This is a genomic window from Nannocystis punicea (assembly GCF_026965555.1).
Lineage (GTDB): Bacteria > Myxococcota_A > Polyangia > Nannocystales > Nannocystaceae > Nannocystis > Nannocystis punicea.
Genome location: NZ_CP114040.1, coordinates 1,708,048 through 1,725,587 on the forward strand (window position 1 = coordinate 1,708,048; position 17,540 = coordinate 1,725,587).

Sequence of the window (17,540 nt, forward strand, 5' to 3'; positions counted from 1 at the left end):
CGCCCGAACGCCGCCGCGCGAAAATCCTCCCGCGCCCGGGCACGTGCGGCGAACGGGCCGTTCGCCGGGCGCGCGACGAGGAGAGCGTGCGCGCGCCCTCGGGAAGTGGTGCGCCGCGGTGAGTCCGGGCGACCCGGCGAGTCGATGGGACGTGGCGTTCGCGAGGGCCCGCGTCGAGCCCGGCCGGCTCACTGCACCGCGTCGAACTGGCTGATGATCTTCGTCCACACCGCAGGTGTGACGCCGACCTCGAGGTGCCCGAAGGGCACGCCTTCCTGCCGCGAGCGCGCGGCCTTGTCGGCGCCCGGCCAGCCCTGGGTGAGCTGATCGCGCGCCGCCACGCTGACATCGAACAGCACGCCATCGCCGTGCACCGCGCAGTCCGGGCAGCTCATGCCGTCGATCTCGAACGGGACGTCGGCGCCGCCCGTCGTGCCGTGGACCACGTACAGGAAGTCGAGCTCGCTGCTGAGGCCGTGATGACGGAGCCGCTCGATGAAGTTGCCGCCCATCTCCATGACGGCCTGGATGCCGATCCCGTCCATCAGGCGATACGTCCCGTACCCCCACCAGTAGTCGTCCGCGTTCTCGTCGTAATAGACGTGCTCCGCCTGGCAGGGTGAGCCGGCCGGGTCGAACGCCGTCTCGCGGCACATGATGTGACCGTCGTCGTCGTCGAGATAGCCCCCGAACATGTACGTGAGCTTGTACGACAGCCACGTGCGCCACTTGGTCTCGTCGGTGTCGAGCTCCGACCAGTCCTCCCCGTCGCTCTGGCGGTCGGGGATCGGGTAATACGGGCGCAGGTCATACGCCGTCTGCAGCTGGCCGAGGTACGCCGAGACGTGCTTCCCCTGCTCGTTCACGGAGCCCCACATCGCCAGGTTGTACTTGTCGAAGCTGAACTGGCTCGCCCCGTTCGCCTCGTTGAGCGCCTTGAGGCTGCTCGAAGAGACAGGCCGCCCCTGCGCGTCGAGCCCGGTGATGTTCGAGCTGTAGATCCGCGAGAAGAAGTCCGGCCACGTGCCGCCGCGGCCGTCGCACACCGACTGCGCGAACTGGTTGGGGAACAGCGGGCTCCCGCCGTAGCCCCAGTTGACGCACTGGAGCGCGCTCATCCACCCCCACGTCACCGGCCCCTGGCCGATCGGCGCGTTCTCGAGGGTGCTGTAGATCAGCAGGTTGTCGTACGGATGGCGGAAATTGAGGTCGATGCCCAGGTGCGGGCCCGACAGCGGCACGTAGACGCGCACGTCCTCGCGGAACGCCGGGACGCGCTTCGCCTGCTCCGCCGCCAGCCGCTCGAAGTGCTTCGGCCCGAAGTCGTCCCACGCGGCGACGTCACCGGCGTAGAGATCGACGGACAGCACCCCCTTGCTCCACGCGACCACGTCGACCTTCGGCTGCCCGGTGAGCTCCTTGATCCGGTCGATCGCGTTCGCCACGTTGGTGGCCTGGCTGTAATTGTCGCCGTGGAAGTTGCCGAAGGTGATCGCATACGTGCACCGGCCGGTCGCCTCCAGCGCCTGCACGAAGCCGGTCTTCTGCGTGGTGCCCGGGTACGCGGCGCCGGACCCGTCGCGCCCGCCGGGGAAGAGCCACACGTTGCCGTTCTGCAGCGCCCCGTGCACGAGCAGCACGGGCACTTTCTCGTGATCGCAGGCGTCCTTGCCGGTCTTCGGCCCGTGCTGCAGCAGCGCGAAGCGGGCCTCCGGCCGGGTCGGCCCGACGGACGGGCACGACGGCGCCGAGGTCGAGCCCACCTTCCCGGCACACGCGCTCTTGTAATGGAGGTTGAACCCGTCCACGAGCTGCTGGTTCAGCGCGCCGAAGTAGGTCTGCAGCGGGTAGGTGCCGTCCTGGTAGGTATCCTGCCAGCGAGGTTTCTGCGTCCGCAGATTGTAGCCCTCGGTGCGGTAGGCCTGGAGCCCCTCGAGCAGCTCGATCTTCCCCCACGACCAGGACGGCGGCGTGAGCTCGCCGACCACCCGATAACCATCCTCGTACACGCCGTCGGCCGGCGGATCGAAGTACCCGGCGAACTGCGCCGGGATGGGCTCCCCCGGAGCGGGCAAGTTGCGCGCGATCGGCACGGCGTCGCTCGTGTCGCTCGTGCCGTCGAATTCGTCGACGGTGCCCGCATCGTCGGGCAAGTCGGCGCAGCCGGCGGACATCGCCAGACCGAGGCCAGAGAGCGCTATGAACAGGTGCGACAGCGGGGACAGCAAATACCGCATGACACTTCTCCTCAATGACCGGACAGGCGGGGACGTTAGTCGGGGGAGCCGCGGATGGTCAAGCGATTTCTTTCGCGCTGCAACATAAATACGGGGACGCCGGATAGCGTGATCGCGAACAAGCTCATCCGCGAGCGCGGGGCGCCCCGGCGACGCTGCGGCCACGAGCACCCACGCCGGGCGGCCGCCCGCGCGCATGGCTCGATCTCGGGATCGGGGCGAACGCGGCGCTCGAGCGGGTGGGGGATCCTCGTAGAGGCGCTGGAACGCCTTCGAGCAACCCCTACGGACGAAGCCCAGGCCGTCTTCGAGGAGGTGGAGCGGCTGCTTGCCCTTCTGCGCAGCACTCTCTCGCTCGAGACCCGACTCGCCGCGGCTGGACGACCTCGATGATCTGCGTGCGCGCTTCCCTGGGGTCGCACGCTCGCCGTCACGCGGGCCACCTGCACGCGCAGGGGGGCGCGATGTTTTTTGCGGTGCAAGATGCAGCACCTGGCGCTGGCCGGCATTGACGCCCATTCACGGAGATGAATGTTGCGGCGCAGCAAAGGTGCAGGCATGTCGCGCGCGCTTCAGGTGCGAAGGGCTGGCGTGGTGAAGCCGCGCGCAGGTTGCCGTGGACCGCCGAGCTAGGGTTCACTGTCACATTCGAACGCGTCGAGAGGCGACGACGCACCGCGCTTCCGGTGTCCTCGTCCGTCGCAGGCATGTCGCGCGCGCGGCGAACGCTCGAGGCCTCGCGCACCCATGCGCGCGTCGCAGGGGTGCGCGAGGCCTCTGGGCAGGTGGCGGCTTTTCGTGGTCTCCTGCGCGTGGAGGTGACTCATGAAGAGGCTCTTGTTTGCCACGGTCCTGGCGAGCGCCTGCGCCGACACCGGCAACCCCTTGACTGCCACGATGCCCGGCCCGAACGCGACGGGCGCGGGCCCGACCGGCGATGCTTCGACGCCGGGCGACACCGACGAGACGAGCTCCGGCAGCGGCCCCGGCAGCAGCAGCAGCAGCGGCGGAGTGACGACGAGCGGACCCGGCAGCACCGGCGCGGCCGAGCCGACGACGACGATGGAGGAGGTCAGCAGCACGGGCTCCGGCGGGCCGATGTGCCTGGCCGCGACCGCGCCGTGCACCGACGGCGCGGAGTGCTGTGCCGGCCTCGAGTGCGGCACGACGTCGCTCGGGCAGGTGTGCTGCGGGCAGGAGGGGATCGGATGCGCGACGCCGAACGGCGAGGACTGCTGCGGCGCGCTGCTGTGCATCGCCGGGGTGTGCGGCTACGACGTCGACGACGCCTGCGAACCGCCGTGCACGGCCCCGCCGGCGCTGCTGATCGAGAAGCAGCGGCTGGCGACCATCGGCGGCTCGTTCCTCGGCATCTGCGGCGACGCCAATCACACCTACGGCTTTCACGTGCCGGCCGCCAACCTGCCCGCCGACGATTATTCGCTCGAGGGCCCGGCCAACGTGCCGGTGTGTGAATGGCACGCGGCGGCGATCGACATCGGCATGGACTGGCCCGCCTCGCGCGACTGGCTCAAGTGGCTGATCGCCAACATCGCCAGCGACGAGATCAAGGGCATCGCCGAGGTGATCGGCTCGTACGACGGCGTCAATGTCCGCTACTGGTCGGACTCCTCCGGGTGGAGCACCGACGGCGTCGCGTACCAGGGCAGCGGCCACGACACCTGGACGCACGTGTCCGTGTACCGCTCGACCACGCTCGAGGACCACGGGATCCTGGCCGGCTGGACCGCCAACGGCGGGCCGTGAGCGGCGCAGCCGGGCTGAGCTGCAGGCGAAATGGAGGGGCCGCGGGCGAGCGGCCGACTGCAGCGGCGGCGAGGTCGCGGCCGCGGACCGCGTGGGAGCGGCGCCGATGGAGCCTCGTGCGCCGCAAGGAAATACTCGGAGCTCTTGTTCTCGCTCTCTTCAAAGAGAATGCGCGGGGCCGCCGACTGAGCGCCCTTTGCGCTGAGGGCCCGCGGCGGGACGCCCTGGCGGGGAGCAAGGGTTTTGCCAGGGGCGGCCTCTGCTGAGGACAGTTCGTGTTCAGGGTCGCAGAGTGGCGTCGCAGGCGATTTCGAGCGGATCATGACTCGTCGGACTTGCCCGTCTCGCGTTTCCGCTCACCATGCTCGCGGGCCCACCGAACGACGGTCGGCCGCGACGAGGTGCAGTACGGCGAATGGTTTCGCCGCTGCCACGATTCGCGGCGCCCCGTCCGGTGGCGACGCGCCGGGCCGTCGACGGCTCGATCCTTTTAAAAAAAAGACACACACCAAGCACGGAAAGCGAGACAGACGTCATGGCAAACAACAGCGACAACAAGAACCAGAACCGCGACCAGAATCGGGACCAGAGCCGCGGCGACGGCCGTGGCTTCGCCGGCATGGACGAGGACAAGCAGCGCGAGATCGCCAGCATGGGCGGCCGGGTCGCGCACGAGAAGGGCACCGCGCACGAGTTCACGTCCGAGGAGGCGCGCGAGGCCGGTCGCAAGGGCGGCGAGGCTGTGAGCCAGGACCGCGAGCACATGGCCGAGATCGGGGCCAAGGGCGGTCAGGCCTCGCACGGCGGCGGTCAGAACCAGCGCCGCGACGAGGGCACCCGCAGCGAGCGCGACGACGACGATTCGCGGCGGTCCCGGTCCCAGCAGGGCCAGAACCAGGGCCAGGGCGGCCGCGGCGATCGGCGTTGATCGATCGCGGCGAACGACGGACGCGCTCGTCCCGGTATCCGGGGCGAGCGCCCGCCTGTCACGACGGCGTCTCAGGGAGGAGCGCTGCGTGTTCGTTCGCTCGAGTGGTCGATTCGCGCGCGCCATTCACCAGGGCGGCCCGTGGCCCGCGACGTCGAGGCAGTGCGGACATCACTCGCCTGGACGTCCGCGGGCCGTGGGCGCTCCTTGCCGGAGTCAATCGTGCGTCCGTGCTGCAGTGAATCGAGGTGCTCGTACCGGGAGCGAGCGCCGCGGACGATCGAGAGGACGCTCTCGGCGTAGACTCGCCGGGGGAGCTCCGCTCGCTCGCGCGGGCAGGTGAAACCCGTTGCAGCGGCGATTTCACGCAGGTCACGAGGCGCGAGAATGTCGGACGCGTGACCGGTGCATTCGTGGTCGATTTCATCCTCGTGCGATCGAGGTCTTGCGCGCACCCCGTCCGACATTCAGGGCCGTGAGGCCTTGTTTGTGGGCACCAGGGCGGTGCTACGAGTCGGCGGTCGGTGCGCGAATGCGTAGTGGGCGCCGCGGCCGCTGATTTTTGGGCACCAGTGCAAAGAATGACTTGACAAGTCTGGGCCACAATTGAAATGTGTCAAAGTGCAGCTCGATGAGACAGGCCGTGCTGCGATGATTCCAACGATTTCTTGATCGCGCGAAGTGTGCCCTCCATGCGCGCTCGCCGGCGAAGGACGCGCCCCGATCAAGGATCCGTTTGTACACCTCGACATCGGAGAGAAGACATGACTGAGCCAGACATGAAGCGTGCGCGGTACTACCGGGTCTCGGCCGCGAGTTGGCCGATCGAGAAGTACCTGCTGTGCGACAGCGCGCGACAGGCCGCGGAGGAGTTCGCGGCGCTGTTCGATCTGGGCGAGCTGTTCGACCAGGTCGACATCACGGTGGCGCTGTCCGACACGCGTGGCAAGTGGCAGAAGACGCAGTTCACGATCCGCAGCACCGACATGCGAGTGTACGAGGCGGTGTGGGCCCAGGACGTGAGCGAGCCGGAGGAAGTCCTGGACTTCGAGGATATCGTAGAGATCGACTGCGAGGAGGAGGACGAAGAGTACGCGGAGGACGAATCGTACGTGGCGGACGAATCTTACGCGGCGGACGAAGCGTACGCGGCGGACGAAGCGTACGCGGCGGGCGAAGCGTACGCGGCGGACGAAGCGTACGCGGCGGACGAATGGTACGCGCCGGGCGGAGCGGTCGCCGACGAGGATTCGGTGGTCGAGGCGGTGGAGGCCGAGAACAGTGAATGGTGGCAGCTCGACGCGCCCGCGCGAGATTTGGAGGCGGCGCCGGAGATCGCGGAGATCGCGGCGCCGGACGAGGTGCCGGCGGTGGTGAAGCTCCTCGCCGCGGCCAACGATACCGATCCGCCCGACGACGAGCCCGATGACAGCTCCAGCTCGGGGACGCGCCGGCTCTCCGGGCTGGCGTCCCGCCGCTACGGGATCCTGGTCAGGGGGCTGTTCGGTCGCCGCCGCGGGCGGGCCGCCTGAGCGCGTAGCGCCGCCGAGGCGACCGGCGGCGTGACTTCATTCGTGAGAGTTCACGAAGGGCAGCCGCGAGCGGTCATTCGCTGCACGCGTAATCGCCCTCCTGGCACACTGGGGTCTCCTCGGTGACCGCATTTCTGAAGCGGTCGATTCGCTCGCTCACGTCGGTCTCGGCCGGCAGGCGTCGAACACCGCCGGCTCGGCGAGCGGGCCGACGATCACCTCCTCGGTGTTCCACTGGCACAGATCCAGCGACCCGCCGGTGGTGCGACGGGCGGTGCCGTCACCCAGCGACACGAACAGCGGGTACGCGTCGGTCTCGCAGAGCCGCTCCTCCCACCGCACGCTCCCGATCCTGCGATCGCGCAGGGCCTCGAGGGTGCGGGTCATGGCGCGGCCTCGAACGCCGGGTCGATCACGTTCTCACCGCTGTACACAGCGGCGTGTCGCAAGGGTCGCCCGGCTCGCACTCGCAGCCGGCCGGAAGCGGAGCGGACGTGTCGGTGTCGCCGGATCTGCCGTCGCCGCAGCCGGCGAGCAGGACGAGGCTCGCGAAGTAGAGATGAATAGTTCGGGCGAGGGTCATCGCATTCATTGCAGTGCATGGTTCAGTGTCGGCGAGGATACGATCGATTCGTACCCCCTCCGATCGGGCCCCGCATCAGGGATTGGCGTCGAGCAGCGCGGCGAGCCGGTGAAGCTCCCGATCGCGCATTTCCGAATCGGTGCGGACAGGACGGAAGGCCCAGCCGTGGTCGGGCGCTCGCTCGAGCTGGGCGAGCGCGCGGGGGAGCGAATCGGGCCAGGCCTCGCGGGCTCGCGCGGCGGCGAGGCGGGCGTCGAGGAGGTCGCGGGCCCGGGCGAGGTCGTCGCGCGCGGCCGCGAGGTCGCCGAGAGCGTGGTGGGTGAGGCCGAGCAGGGCGACGGTCGTCAGCTGCGAGACGTGATCGGGACCCACCAGCGCCTCGCGCTCGCGCAGGGCCTCGCGCAGGTGGGCCTCGGCGTCGGGGTAGCGGCCCTCGGCCAGGGCGAGGCGGGCCTCGTCCAACAGCACGTCGGCCAGGCGCAGGCGGGCGAGGCCGTGGCTGCCGGCCAGGCCTTCGCGGGCGCGGGCGAGCTCGCGGGCGGCGCCGCCGCGATCGTCGCTCGCGGCCAGCAGGCGGCCGCGGACGTGGGCGAGCGCGGGGGCGAAGCGGTCGTCGAGATCGGATGACTCTTTGGACATGTCCTCGAGCTCCGCGAGCTCGCGGGCCGCGCCGTCGCGGTCGCCGCGGGCCAGGCGGAGCTCGACGAACGCGAGCTGCAGCCAGCCGCGGCGGTTGTGCGCGGCCGGGTCGGAGGTGCCGCGGAGGAGCGTGCGGGCGGCCACCAGGGCCTCCTCGGCGCGGTCTGCCAGACCCAGGCCGACGTAGGTGCGGGCCAGGACGATGGCGAGGTCGAGGGTGACTGCTGGGCGTCGCGAGTGGGCGGCGGTGAGCGCCAGGGCGTGGCGGGCGGCGTCCTCGGCGAGCTCGTAGTCGCCGAGCTCGAGCCACGCCTCGGCGGTGACGGCGTACGGCGTGAGCAGCAGGCGCGCCAGGTCCGAGCCGACGCCGAGGGGCTCGTTGCGCCACAATGGACTCTCCTGGGAGGCGAACGACGCCCGGCGCACGTGCTCGAGCAGGTTGCGCCCGGGCAGAGCCTCGCGGTTCTCGAGCAGAGCCAGGTGGCTCTGGCGCGGGGCACCGCCGGCGGCGCCGAGAAGGATCTGCAGGTCGGTCGCGCCGAGTCCGTAGGCAGGGATCTTGACCGACGCGGCCGCGGCGGCAGTGAAGGCCTCCTCGAGGGCCTGCCAGGCCCGGCGTCGGTGGCCGGCCGCGAATCGCCCGCGCGCGAGCCCCTCGCGGCCGGCCAGCGCGAGCGCGGTCTCGCCGGCGGAGGCGGCCGCGACCGCCGCGGTGAAGCGACTCTCGGCGGTCGCGAGGTCGTCGGCGGCGGCGGCCTGCTCGGCGCGGAGGAGCTGGGCGCGGACGACCTGCTCGTGGCGCTGCACCGCCGGATCGTCCGACCAGGTGGTGGCCGTGAGGTGGCCGGGATCGAGGCAGCGTTCGGGGCGCGGCAGGTAGAAGAAGTGGTGGAGCTGGCGCGACGACGGCAGCTCGCCGGCGACCGCCAGGTCGGTCTCGAGGTCGCGGCGGGCGGCGTCGAAGCAGCGCTGCATCTGTCCTTGCAGCCATGGCGCTTCGGACACACGCGACGGCGGGCGGACGCAGGCCTCGACGCGGCGGTCTCGCCACGCCTCGGCCTCGAAGTCGAGCTGGTGGTCGAGGAGAGCGAGCTCGGGGCCCAGCGGCTGCGCAGCGGTGATGCCACGCTTGCGCAGGAACGCGGCGCGGTCCTCGGGCCCCCACAGCTCGGCGAGCTCGGCGTCGGCCGCGGCCTCGCAGGCGCGCTGGTGGCGGTGCTGCTGGGCGAGCGGGGCGAGCAGGCCGAGGACCAGCGCGGAGGCGCCGACGAGGGTCCCGGCGATCCATCGGCGGCGCGCGCCGTCGCGGTCGCGGCCGAGCTCGGCGAGCAGGGCGGCCATCGACGGCCAGCGCGCGCCGGGGTCGCGGGCGAGGCCGCGGACGACCGCGGCGTGCAGCCACGCGGGCACGCGCGAGCCTGCGGGCGGATCGATGGGCCGGCCGCGCTCGAGGGCGCGATAGAGGTCGGCGATCGTCGGGCCGTCGTAGGGGCGCACGCCGTGGAGCGCCTCGAACAGGGTGACGCAGAAGCTGAACTGGTCGCCGCGGGCGTCGTAGACGTGGTCGCGGAATTGCTCGAGGGCCATGTACGCCGGGGTGCCGACGACGATGCCGGTCTGGGTCAGGGCGGTCAGCGGCTGCTCGCCGAGCGGGCCGTCCGCGCGGGCGTCGTCGCCGTCGGCGAACGAGCGGGCCAGGCCGAAGTCGAGCACGCGGGCGCGGCCGTCCTCACCGAGGAGGACGTTGCTCGGCTTGAAGTCGCGGTGCACGAGGCCGGCGGCGTGCACCGCCTGAAGGCCGCGCCCGGCGTCGAGGAGCATCGCCAGCACCTGCCGCCACGGCCTCGGCCGCGGGTTGTCGCGCAGCCAGGCGTGCAAGGTCCGGCCGGGCACGTACTCCATCGCCACGAACTCGCGGCCGCCGGTGCTGCCGACCTCGAACACCTGGACGATGTTGGGGTGCGACAGGCGGGCCAGCGCGTGCGCCTCGCGGTGCAGCCGCGGCTGGTGCTGCTCCTCGTGGAGCAGCTTGAGTGCGACCTGCCGCCCGAGCCGATCGTCGTCGGCGAGGTAGACCGTGCCCATGCTGCCCTGCCCGAGGCGGCGGTGGATCCGGTAGTGAGCGACGCGCACCACCTCGGCCGGCAGATCGAACAGCTCGGCCGCGAGGGCGGCCTTGTGGACCTGATGCCCGGGGTCGCTGGCGAGGTCGGGCCGCGGCAGGCGCGGCGCGGGCTCGGCGTCGTGCTCGCCGGACAGGTCGCGCGGGTCGTGCGCGGTCACGTCGGCCATCTCGAGAAGAAGTCGCTGCTGGGAAGTCGCTGCCAGGGCCATGTCGGTCTCCGGCGCGGTGGTTCCGCGAGCAGGCGGTCTTGCTTAAGGTCGCGGCGATTTTTTTTCAGGGCCCGGGCGGGCGCGTCCGCGCTCATCTGCCGGCCCCGCGCACGTGCGCGCGGACGGCGGCGATCCACCGCTCGAGCCCGGCCAGAGTGCTCTCGATGAGGTTGGGGGTCGCCGCTGCGGCGGCGAGGCTGTCCTCGAGCAGCTGCCGGCCGCGTCGCACCCGCGAGCGCGCGGTGCCCGGCGGCAGCTCGAGCGCCGCCGCGATCTCGTCGGTGGTCATGCTCTCCCAGTAGTGCAGCTCGAGCACGACCTGATAGTCGAGCGGCAACCGCTGCAGCGCGGCGAGCAGGAGCCGCAGCTCCTGGCCCGACGCGGCGTGCTGGCTCGGCGACGGCTGCCAGTCGGCGACCGACAGCTGCTCGAAGTCGACGACCGCCCGCTCGCCCGCGCGGCCGCGGTAGTGGCGGCACAGCTGGCGGTAGGCGATGCCGAACAACCAGCTGCGGAACTCGCCGTCGCCGCGGAAGTTCGGCAGGCCCTCGATGCAGCCGAGGAAGGTCCGCTGGATCAGGTCGCGGGCGACGTCGCCGTCGACCTTGTTGAAGAAGAAGCGGGCGACGGGCTCGTAGTAGCGGTCGAACAGGGCGTGGCCGGCCGCGCGGTCGCCCCTGCGCCAGGCGTCGACGAGCTCGCGGTCGGAGGCCGGATCCACCAGCATCGAGAGTAGAGGTTCGCCGCCGGCCGTCAACCGTGGCCGAAACCGGGCGATCGTTGGCGCCGGCGCGGCTGGCACTCGAACCGGCCCGGGGAGCACTCTGGCGGCGATGACCGACGACTTCACGGTTCAGGACGCGGCCCTCGCGGTCGCGGTCGCCTTCGCGTTCGTGCTGCTGGTCTCGCGGCTGCGCGAGCCGACGCGCCGCCAGTTCATGGCGATCTTCGTCGCCGGCGCGGGCTCGGCCTATCTGAGCGGCGGCCTCGGCGGGTGGGAGTTCGTGTACGTCGCGGGGGCCACCTACGCGGCCTGGCGCGGGCTCGCGTCGTACCGCTGGATCGCCGCGGCCTGGCTGATGCACGTCGGCTGGGACGTGGCGCATCACCTGTGGGGTCGGCCGATCATGCCGTTCTTGCCGACGTCGTCGGCCCAGTGCGCGGTCACGGACGCGCTGCTGGCGGTGTGGTTCTACTACGGGGCGCCGACGCTGGGGCCGCGGCGGCGCTGAATCACCGGATGTCCTTTCGGACATGTTATGTGTCCTTTCGGACATGTTGAAACGAAGAGCCGCGGGAGCGGAGGGCTCCCCGCGAGCCGTCGCGCCGCCGCTGCGCGCTGGTCGGCCGCGGCCAGGCGTTCGTGAAGGCTGCGCTGGGCCACGGGGTCACGCCCGACGCCTGCCCGGCCGGTGTGGGAGGCGGCGCAGCGCGGCACGAGCGACGCGGAGGCGGCCGAGATCGTCGCCCTGCTGGTGGCGGCCGGCTGGTCGGCCATCGCGACGCCGACGTACGACCCGCGGACCCCGGCCGAGATCGCGGCGGCGAAGCAGTGGACCCGCACCAGCGCGGCCCTCGCCCCGGGCCGAGGCGCGAGGCCGCGTGCGCGAGGAGATCCGCAGGGACGCCCCGCCGAGGCGCGCCGCCGCGTCCGCGTCGTCGCCGCGAGGACGCGCGGACGCAGATCGGGGCGGGCCCGCGCCCCTGCGAGTTCTCCAGAGTCGCGGCGCAGCGTCGGCTCGGCCCCGGGCTGGCGGATGTCCGATCAATCCTGTCCGATCGGTCATGTGATGTGGGCGGGCGTCCGCCGCGCGCGCTCGCATGCGCGCGCACGCGCGGAGGAGCGACGCGGGTGGCGTCTGGTCCACGGCCCCGCCCGCCTGCTATCGTCGCAGTCCGCCGGGCCGGGAGGCGCGGCGTCGCGCGCACGGGGGGAGCGAGCAGGCCGATGAATTCCACGAGCCAGGGGTCGGGCCCGAGAGCGCCGCGCCGCGGGTTGCTGGCGCGGCTGTCGACGGGCGGGCAGCGGATCGGCGAGCTCGAGTCGATCGTGACGCACCTGCAGGAGCTGCTCAACACGCGCTCCGGCGAGTCGCTGTCGGCGCCCGACTTCGGGATCGTCGACTTCGCCGACGTCGTCCACAACTTCCCCGAGGCGACGCAGGTGCTGCAGCAGAGCATCCGCGCGACGATCCTCAAGTACGAGCCGCGTCTGCGCAACGTCTCGGTCCACCCGGTCCCGAGCGGCGACACGCTGATGATCGCGTTCGAGGTGTCGGCCCGGCTGGCCAGCGGGGCCCAGCGCGGGGTGTTCCGCGTGCGCACCGAGATGACGTCGACCGGCAAGATCCAGGTCTCGGGGCGGTGAGGCGTCGATGAGCTTTTCGCACTACTACAAGAGCGAGCTCGCGTTCATCACCGAGATGGCGCGCGCGTTCGCCGAGGCCAACCCCGCCACCGCCGGCCTGCTCAAGGAGCGCAGCAGCGACCCGGACGTCGAGCGGCTGATCGAGGCGTTCGCGTTCCAGGCCGCAGGCATCCGCGCGCGCATGGACGCGGTGGCGCCGAGCATCGTCCACGGGCTCGCCGAGCTGCTGCTGCCGCACTACCTGCGGCCGCTGCCGGCGGCCACGATCGTCGAGTTCCAGCCCAACATGCGGGCGCTGCGGAACCGCCACAAGGTGGCGAAGGGGCGGGTGCTGCAGTCTCGCCTGGTCGAAGGGACAGCCTGCAAGTTCCGCACGTGCTGGGACGTCGACCTGGCGCCGGTCGAGGTGGTCGACGCGTCGCTCGACGACTCGGTGGCGGCTCGCCCGGCGATCCGCATCACCCTGCGGCTGTCGGAGACCGGCAAGGGCGTGCTGGCCGAGTGCGAGCGCCTGCGGTTCTTCCTCCACCACCGCGAGCCGTCGCTGCCGGCGACGCTGATGATGTGGCTGTCGCGCCACTTCACCGGGGCGACCGCGAAGACCGGCGAGGGCGAGGGCGGGACGGTCCAGCTGGGCGCCAAGGCGGTCGAGCTGGTCGGGCTGTCGCGCGACACGGCGGTGTTCCCGTGGCCCGACACCGCGCCGACCGGCTACCGCGCGATCCTCGAGTACTTCACGCTGCCCGAGAAGTACCACTTCTTCGACCTCCTCGGCCTCGAGAAGGTCAAGCTCACCACCAACGAGCTGACGCTCCGCCTCGAGTTCGAGCGGCCGCCGCCGCTGCCGACCCAGGTCGGCAAGGACACGTTCCGCCTCCACTGCACGCCCGCGGTCAACCTGTTCGAGGTCGCGGCCGAGCCGGTGCAGTACTCGCCGCTCGAGCGCGAGCACCTGCTGCGCGCCGACGGCGTCGACCCCAGGCACATGGAGATCTACGAGGTCCGCGGGGTGACCGGGGTCGGCCGCGCGACCAACACGCGGCGCTCGTTCCTGCCGTTCTACCGCTTCACCCACGCCGGCGCGGCCCGCTCGACGCCCCACTACTCGCTGCGCCGGGTCGAGGCGATCGACGACGGCGTCGACACGTACATCACGCTCGACGAGCCGGCCGGCTCGGCGCCGACGCAGGAGGAGTCGGTGTCGATCGAGCTGGTGTGCACCAACCGCGGCCTGCCGCGCGAGCTGCAGCCGGGCCAGATCACCGAGACCACCCCGGGCGCGATGTTCCGCGGCTACGAGAACATCACCCAGGTGACCGCGCCGATCCGCGTGCCGCTCGGCTCCGAGGCGCTGTGGCGCATGCTGTCGCATCTGGCGATCGGCCAGCGCGGCCTGGTCGAGGTCGAGGCGCTGCGCGCGTTGCTCGGGCTCTACAACCTCCAGGGCCTCGGCAACGTGCAGATCGGCCGCGGCAACGAGCGCCAGATCGAGGCGGTCCGCCGGCTGCAGCGCGAGACGGTGACGCGCCTGGTCTACGGCATCCCGATCCGGGCGGTCCGCACCCGCATCGAGCTCGACGAGACCGGCTTCCCCTCGGCCGGCAACGCGTTCGTGTTCGGCGGGGTGCTCAACGCCCTGTTCGGCTCGCTCGTCAGCCTCAACGCGGCCAGCGAGGTCGTCATCACCCTCGTCCCCTCCAAGGCGGAGTTCGCGTGGCCCGTGCAGATCGGCCTGTAAAGGAGACGGCGGAGTCGTGGGCCGAGCGCCTGGCCGAAGCGCCAGGTCTGGTCGACTTCTTCACCGCCGTCGACGTGCTGACGGCCGCCACCCGCGGCGGCGAGCTCGGGGCCGGCGAGCGCTTCCAGGACGAGCGGGTGCTGCTCGGCCACGCGCCGGGGCTCGGGTTCCTGCGCGCCGAGGTCGAGTCGGTCGCGCTCGAGCGCGGCCCCGACGGCCTGCGCGCCCGCCTCGTCGCCGACTTCTTCGGCCTCACCGGCGCAGCCACGCCGCTGCCGCTGCACATGGCCGAAGAGGCAGATCGCGACGACGACCACGGCGAGGTCATGCGCGGCGTGCTCGGCCTGTTCCACCACCGCTTGCTCAGCCTCCTGTACCGCGGGGTGCGTCAGCTCGACTACCCGGGCGGCTTCCGCGAGGACGGCAAGGACCCGTGGACGCTGCGCGTGCTGGCGCTGCTGGGGGTCGGCGAGCGGGCGCGGGCGCTGTCGATCGGCCAGCTGCTGCGCCTGGCGCCGGTGCTGGCGTCGGGGGTGCGCTCGCCGCAGATGCTCGAGGCGGCGCTGCGGATCGCGCTCGATGATTGCCTCGGCACCGCGGCGATCCGCTGCGAGCCGTTCACCGGCGAGTGGATGCCGATCGACCCGGCCGAGTGGTCGCGCCTCGGCGGAGGCACGGCCGCCGTCGGCGCGACCTCGGTGCTCGGCACCAGCGTGATGCACCGCTCCGGCGCCGCGCGCGTCGTCGTCGGCCCGCTGTCGGGCGACAACTACAAGGAGTTCACGCCCGGCGGCCGCGCCTACGAGCGCGCCGCCGAGGTGCTCGACACCTTCCTCGACGAGCCGCTCCACCTCGACATGATCCTCGAGATCCAGGACATGACCTACCCGCCGGCCCGCCTCGGCGAGCGCCGGCTGGCCGACGATCTGTGGCTGGCCCGCAGCAAGCAAGCCGGCCTCACCACCCGGATGGCGGTGCCGATGGGCAAGCGGCGCGAGGGGGCTGCGTGAATAAAGGACAGGTCCCGAAGTTCAGCCTGGTCGTCACGGTGATCGACACCGAGGAGCACCGCTCGAAGCGCCACGAGTTCCAGCGCGGCCCGGTGCGGATCGGCCGTGACCCCGGCAACGAGCTCCACCTGCCGTACAAGTTCGTGTCGTCGTGGCACGCGGTCGCCAAGTTCGACGCCCGCGGCGCCCGCGTCGAGGACCTCGGCGGCGCCAACGGCCTCAGCGTCGACGGCCAGCGAGTCGCCTCCGGCGGCCGCGTCGAGGTCCGCGGCCGCATCAAGATCGCCATCGGCCCGGTCGAGCTGCTGTTCGAACACAAGGTCGAGGGCGCCCAGCAGCAGCAGCAACAGGAGGGCCCGCCGGACCTGCTCGAAGAGCCAGCTCCGCGCGGCGCCCGACCCCGCGGGTCCGCGCCCGGGCCGACGCCGCCCGACGAGCTGCACATGCGCGACCGCCGGTCGGCGCAGGGCGAGCTCGGCGACGGCGACGAGCCGCCGTCGCTGATGCCCGAGGGCGGCACGCAGCAGATGAACCTGTCGCGGCTGCACCAGGCGATCCTCCGCCTGCGGCCGCTGTACGAGAAGCTCCGCGAGGGCCACTCGGCCTGGGACGCGGCCTTCGCGGCGGCGCTGGCCGAGCTGTCGACGGGGCGCGACCGCGGCGAGGCGCTGCTGCTGCAGCGCGAGTTCCCGCCCCTGTCCTTCGGGACAGGTAGCGAGGGCCCGGCCGCGCTCGACCAGGGCGGCGCCGAGTTCTACCAGCAGGCCGAGCTCGGCGCGGTCGCCCAGGCGGCCGAGCAGGTGCTCGAGGGCCTGCGCCCGCCCGGCAACGTCGACGAGACCCGCCGCTTCCTCGACCGCTGCGTCGCCGCGCTGCGGGCCTTCGCGGTCGCGACCGTCGAGCTGCAGGAGCTGATGCACCGCCAGGGCGGCGAGCTCGGGGTGCGCATCGAGGGCGAGGACAACCCGCTGCTGATCGCCGAGTCGGACAACGACCTGCTGCGCTACCTGCTCGACTGGCGAGCCACCCGCGAGGAGCGGTCGCACCTGCTGGCGGAGGTGTTCGCGGCGGCGATGGCCCACCTGCGCGGGGCGCTGCGCGGGGCGGTGGGCGGCGGGCAGAAGGTCGGCGAGACGCTGTCGCCGCGGGAGATCGAGCGCTCGGTGACCGCGGCGTGGCCGACCCGCGCGGGGGCGCTGTGGCGCCGCTTCGAGGAGCGCTACGAGTCGGTGTTCGGCGACGGCGACGAGGGCCTGGGTCGGGTGTTCCGCAGCTCGGCCGGGCGGGCGATCCGGGAGGAGCTCGCGCGCGCCGGGATCCGCGTGCAGGCGAACGAAGAGGCCGAGGAGGACGAAGATGCGTAGGTCGATGATGACGATGTTCGCCGGGACGGCGCTGCTCCTCGCCGCCGGCGCCTGCAAGCCGAAGGAGCGCGACCTGCCGATCTGCCCGTCGATGGTGGCGGCCGAGCGCGCCAGCGAGGCCGACACCCAGACCCTGCCGGTCGACGTGTGGTACTCGGTGCTGGTCCGCAACTTCAACCGCATGGCCATGGAGCCGCCCGACGAGCCGCGCGAGTGCAGCGGCCGGCCGATCGAGGTGACCTGGCCCGAGAACCTCAAGGACGACCCACGGGCCGCCGCGCGCCCGCTCGACAAGCGCCGCCTCGGCGACGGCGACGTCACGTTCACGCAGGGCGAGGACGGCGCGCTGCTGGTGTGGGCGCGGATCCAGGACCTCGGCAACGGCGACGCGCTCGGCCCGGTCGCGCTGGTCCGGTGGGTCGAGCGCGGCCTCGAGGTCCGCGGGATCGGCAGCGTGCAGGCCCCGGCCCAGCGCGCCCGCCTGCGCCTGGAGCCGCTCGGCCCCGACGCCAAGGTGCTGGTGGTCGAGAGCGAGATCTGTCCCAAGGACCAGGCCACCGGCAAGTGCTCGCGCGAGGCCCAGCTGCTGCCGCTGGTCGACCAGCGCTTCGTCAGCGCGCCGATGATCGAGGACGGCGTCGACATCGGCCCGGCCCGCTTCGTCCTGTCCGACCACTTCGAGCTGACCCTCAAGGACGGGTGGATCCGCCGCTACGACCTGGTCCGCCTGCTCAAGTTCGAGAAGGGCGTGCCGATCGTCGACGAGACGATCCGCAGCAAGGACTGCGACCCCAAGAACACCGCGACGCCCTGCGAGGAGCGCATCGACGCCGCCGAGAAGCGCCCGCTGGTGTTCAGGGACGGGGTCTTCATCGCCCCCCGCAGCGCCTGGACCCGCACGCGCGCCGAGAACATGAACCAGGTGCCCGCCGGCGAATAGCTCGAGGACCGGCGACGCGAGTCGCGGACACCCAACGCGAGTTCGCGTGGGAACGCAACGAGGGCAGGTTGGCCGGGGTGGATAACGAGTGCTCCACTCC

Annotated in this window: 13 protein-coding genes; 9 read left to right on the forward strand and 4 right to left on the reverse strand. The window is 72.0% G+C overall.

The features are described 5' to 3' along the window. Nucleotides 1-188: 188 nt before the first annotated feature. On the reverse strand, nucleotides 189-2,237 hold the full coding sequence (locus O0S08_RS06670; protein ID WP_269038173.1) for an esterase/lipase family protein: 2,049 nt from the start codon (nucleotides 2,235-2,237) through the stop codon (nucleotides 189-191). Between the two features lie 825 nt (nucleotides 2,238-3,062). On the opposite strand from O0S08_RS06670, the gene O0S08_RS06675 reads away from it, so the two are divergent. The 3 genes from O0S08_RS06675 (at nucleotide 3,063) to O0S08_RS06685 (ending at nucleotide 6,464) form a co-directional block, all read left to right on the forward strand. Continuing rightward, on the forward strand, nucleotides 3,063-4,004 hold the full coding sequence (locus tag O0S08_RS06675) for a hypothetical protein (RefSeq protein ID WP_269038174.1): 942 nt from the start codon (nucleotides 3,063-3,065) through the stop codon (nucleotides 4,002-4,004). A gap of 619 nt (nucleotides 4,005-4,623) precedes the next feature. Next, the gene (locus O0S08_RS51225; RefSeq protein ID WP_371879599.1) at nucleotides 4,624-4,932 is read left to right on the forward strand and encodes a con-10 family general stress protein; all 309 of its coding nucleotides are present in this window, start codon (nucleotides 4,624-4,626) and stop codon (nucleotides 4,930-4,932) included. A 692-nt stretch (nucleotides 4,933-5,624) separates the two neighbouring features. Next, nucleotides 5,625-6,464: a hypothetical protein gene (locus tag O0S08_RS06685; protein WP_269038176.1), complete on the forward strand. Its 840-nt coding sequence runs from the start codon at nucleotides 5,625-5,627 to the stop codon at nucleotides 6,462-6,464. 156 nt (nucleotides 6,465-6,620) lie between these two features. Here O0S08_RS06685 and O0S08_RS06690 read toward each other — a convergent pair whose 3' ends face one another. From O0S08_RS06690 to O0S08_RS06700, 3 genes are all read right to left on the reverse strand, one after another. Further along, nucleotides 6,621-6,851, reverse strand: coding sequence for a hypothetical protein (locus O0S08_RS06690; protein ID WP_269038177.1), 231 nt, complete (start codon nucleotides 6,849-6,851; stop codon nucleotides 6,621-6,623). Between the two features lie 271 nt (nucleotides 6,852-7,122). Next, nucleotides 7,123-9,978, reverse strand: a complete 2,856-nt coding sequence (locus O0S08_RS06695) for a serine/threonine-protein kinase (protein ID WP_269038178.1) — start codon at nucleotides 9,976-9,978, stop codon at nucleotides 7,123-7,125. Nucleotides 9,979-10,111: 133 nt separating this feature from the next. Further along, on the reverse strand, nucleotides 10,112-10,747 hold the full coding sequence (locus O0S08_RS06700; RefSeq protein WP_371879530.1) for an RNA polymerase sigma factor: 636 nt from the start codon (nucleotides 10,745-10,747) through the stop codon (nucleotides 10,112-10,114). A 106-nt stretch (nucleotides 10,748-10,853) separates the two neighbouring features. Here O0S08_RS06700 and O0S08_RS06705 point away from each other — a divergent pair, with 106 nt between their 5' ends. The 6 genes from O0S08_RS06705 (at nucleotide 10,854) to O0S08_RS06730 (ending at nucleotide 17,440) form a co-directional block, all read left to right on the forward strand. After that, nucleotides 10,854-11,252 carry a DUF6010 family protein gene (locus O0S08_RS06705; RefSeq protein ID WP_269038180.1) on the forward strand — a complete coding sequence of 133 codons (399 nt, stop codon included), beginning with the start codon at nucleotides 10,854-10,856 and terminating at the stop codon, nucleotides 11,250-11,252. Between the two features lie 716 nt (nucleotides 11,253-11,968). Further along, nucleotides 11,969-12,388 carry a type VI secretion system baseplate subunit TssE gene (gene tssE / locus O0S08_RS06710; RefSeq protein ID WP_269038181.1) on the forward strand — a complete coding sequence of 140 codons (420 nt, stop codon included), beginning with the start codon at nucleotides 11,969-11,971 and terminating at the stop codon, nucleotides 12,386-12,388. 7 nt (nucleotides 12,389-12,395) lie between these two features. Further along, nucleotides 12,396-14,126 (forward strand): type VI secretion system baseplate subunit TssF, encoded by a 1,731-nt coding sequence (gene tssF / locus O0S08_RS06715; RefSeq protein WP_269038182.1) that lies wholly within the window; start codon nucleotides 12,396-12,398, stop codon nucleotides 14,124-14,126. Beyond that, entirely contained in the window at nucleotides 14,102-15,136 is a 1,035-nt protein-coding gene (gene tssG, locus O0S08_RS06720; RefSeq protein ID WP_269038183.1) for a type VI secretion system baseplate subunit TssG, read from the forward strand. The genes tssF and tssG overlap by 25 nt, the downstream gene beginning before the upstream one ends. Beyond that, nucleotides 15,133-16,500 (forward strand): FHA domain-containing protein, encoded by a 1,368-nt coding sequence (locus O0S08_RS06725; RefSeq protein WP_269038184.1) that lies wholly within the window; start codon nucleotides 15,133-15,135, stop codon nucleotides 16,498-16,500. The genes tssG and O0S08_RS06725 overlap by 4 nt, the downstream gene beginning before the upstream one ends. Continuing rightward, nucleotides 16,493-17,440 (forward strand): hypothetical protein, encoded by a 948-nt coding sequence (locus tag O0S08_RS06730; protein WP_269038185.1) that lies wholly within the window; start codon nucleotides 16,493-16,495, stop codon nucleotides 17,438-17,440. Before O0S08_RS06725 ends, O0S08_RS06730 begins: the two co-directional genes overlap by 8 nt. The last annotated feature ends 100 nt before the right edge of the window (nucleotides 17,441-17,540 follow it).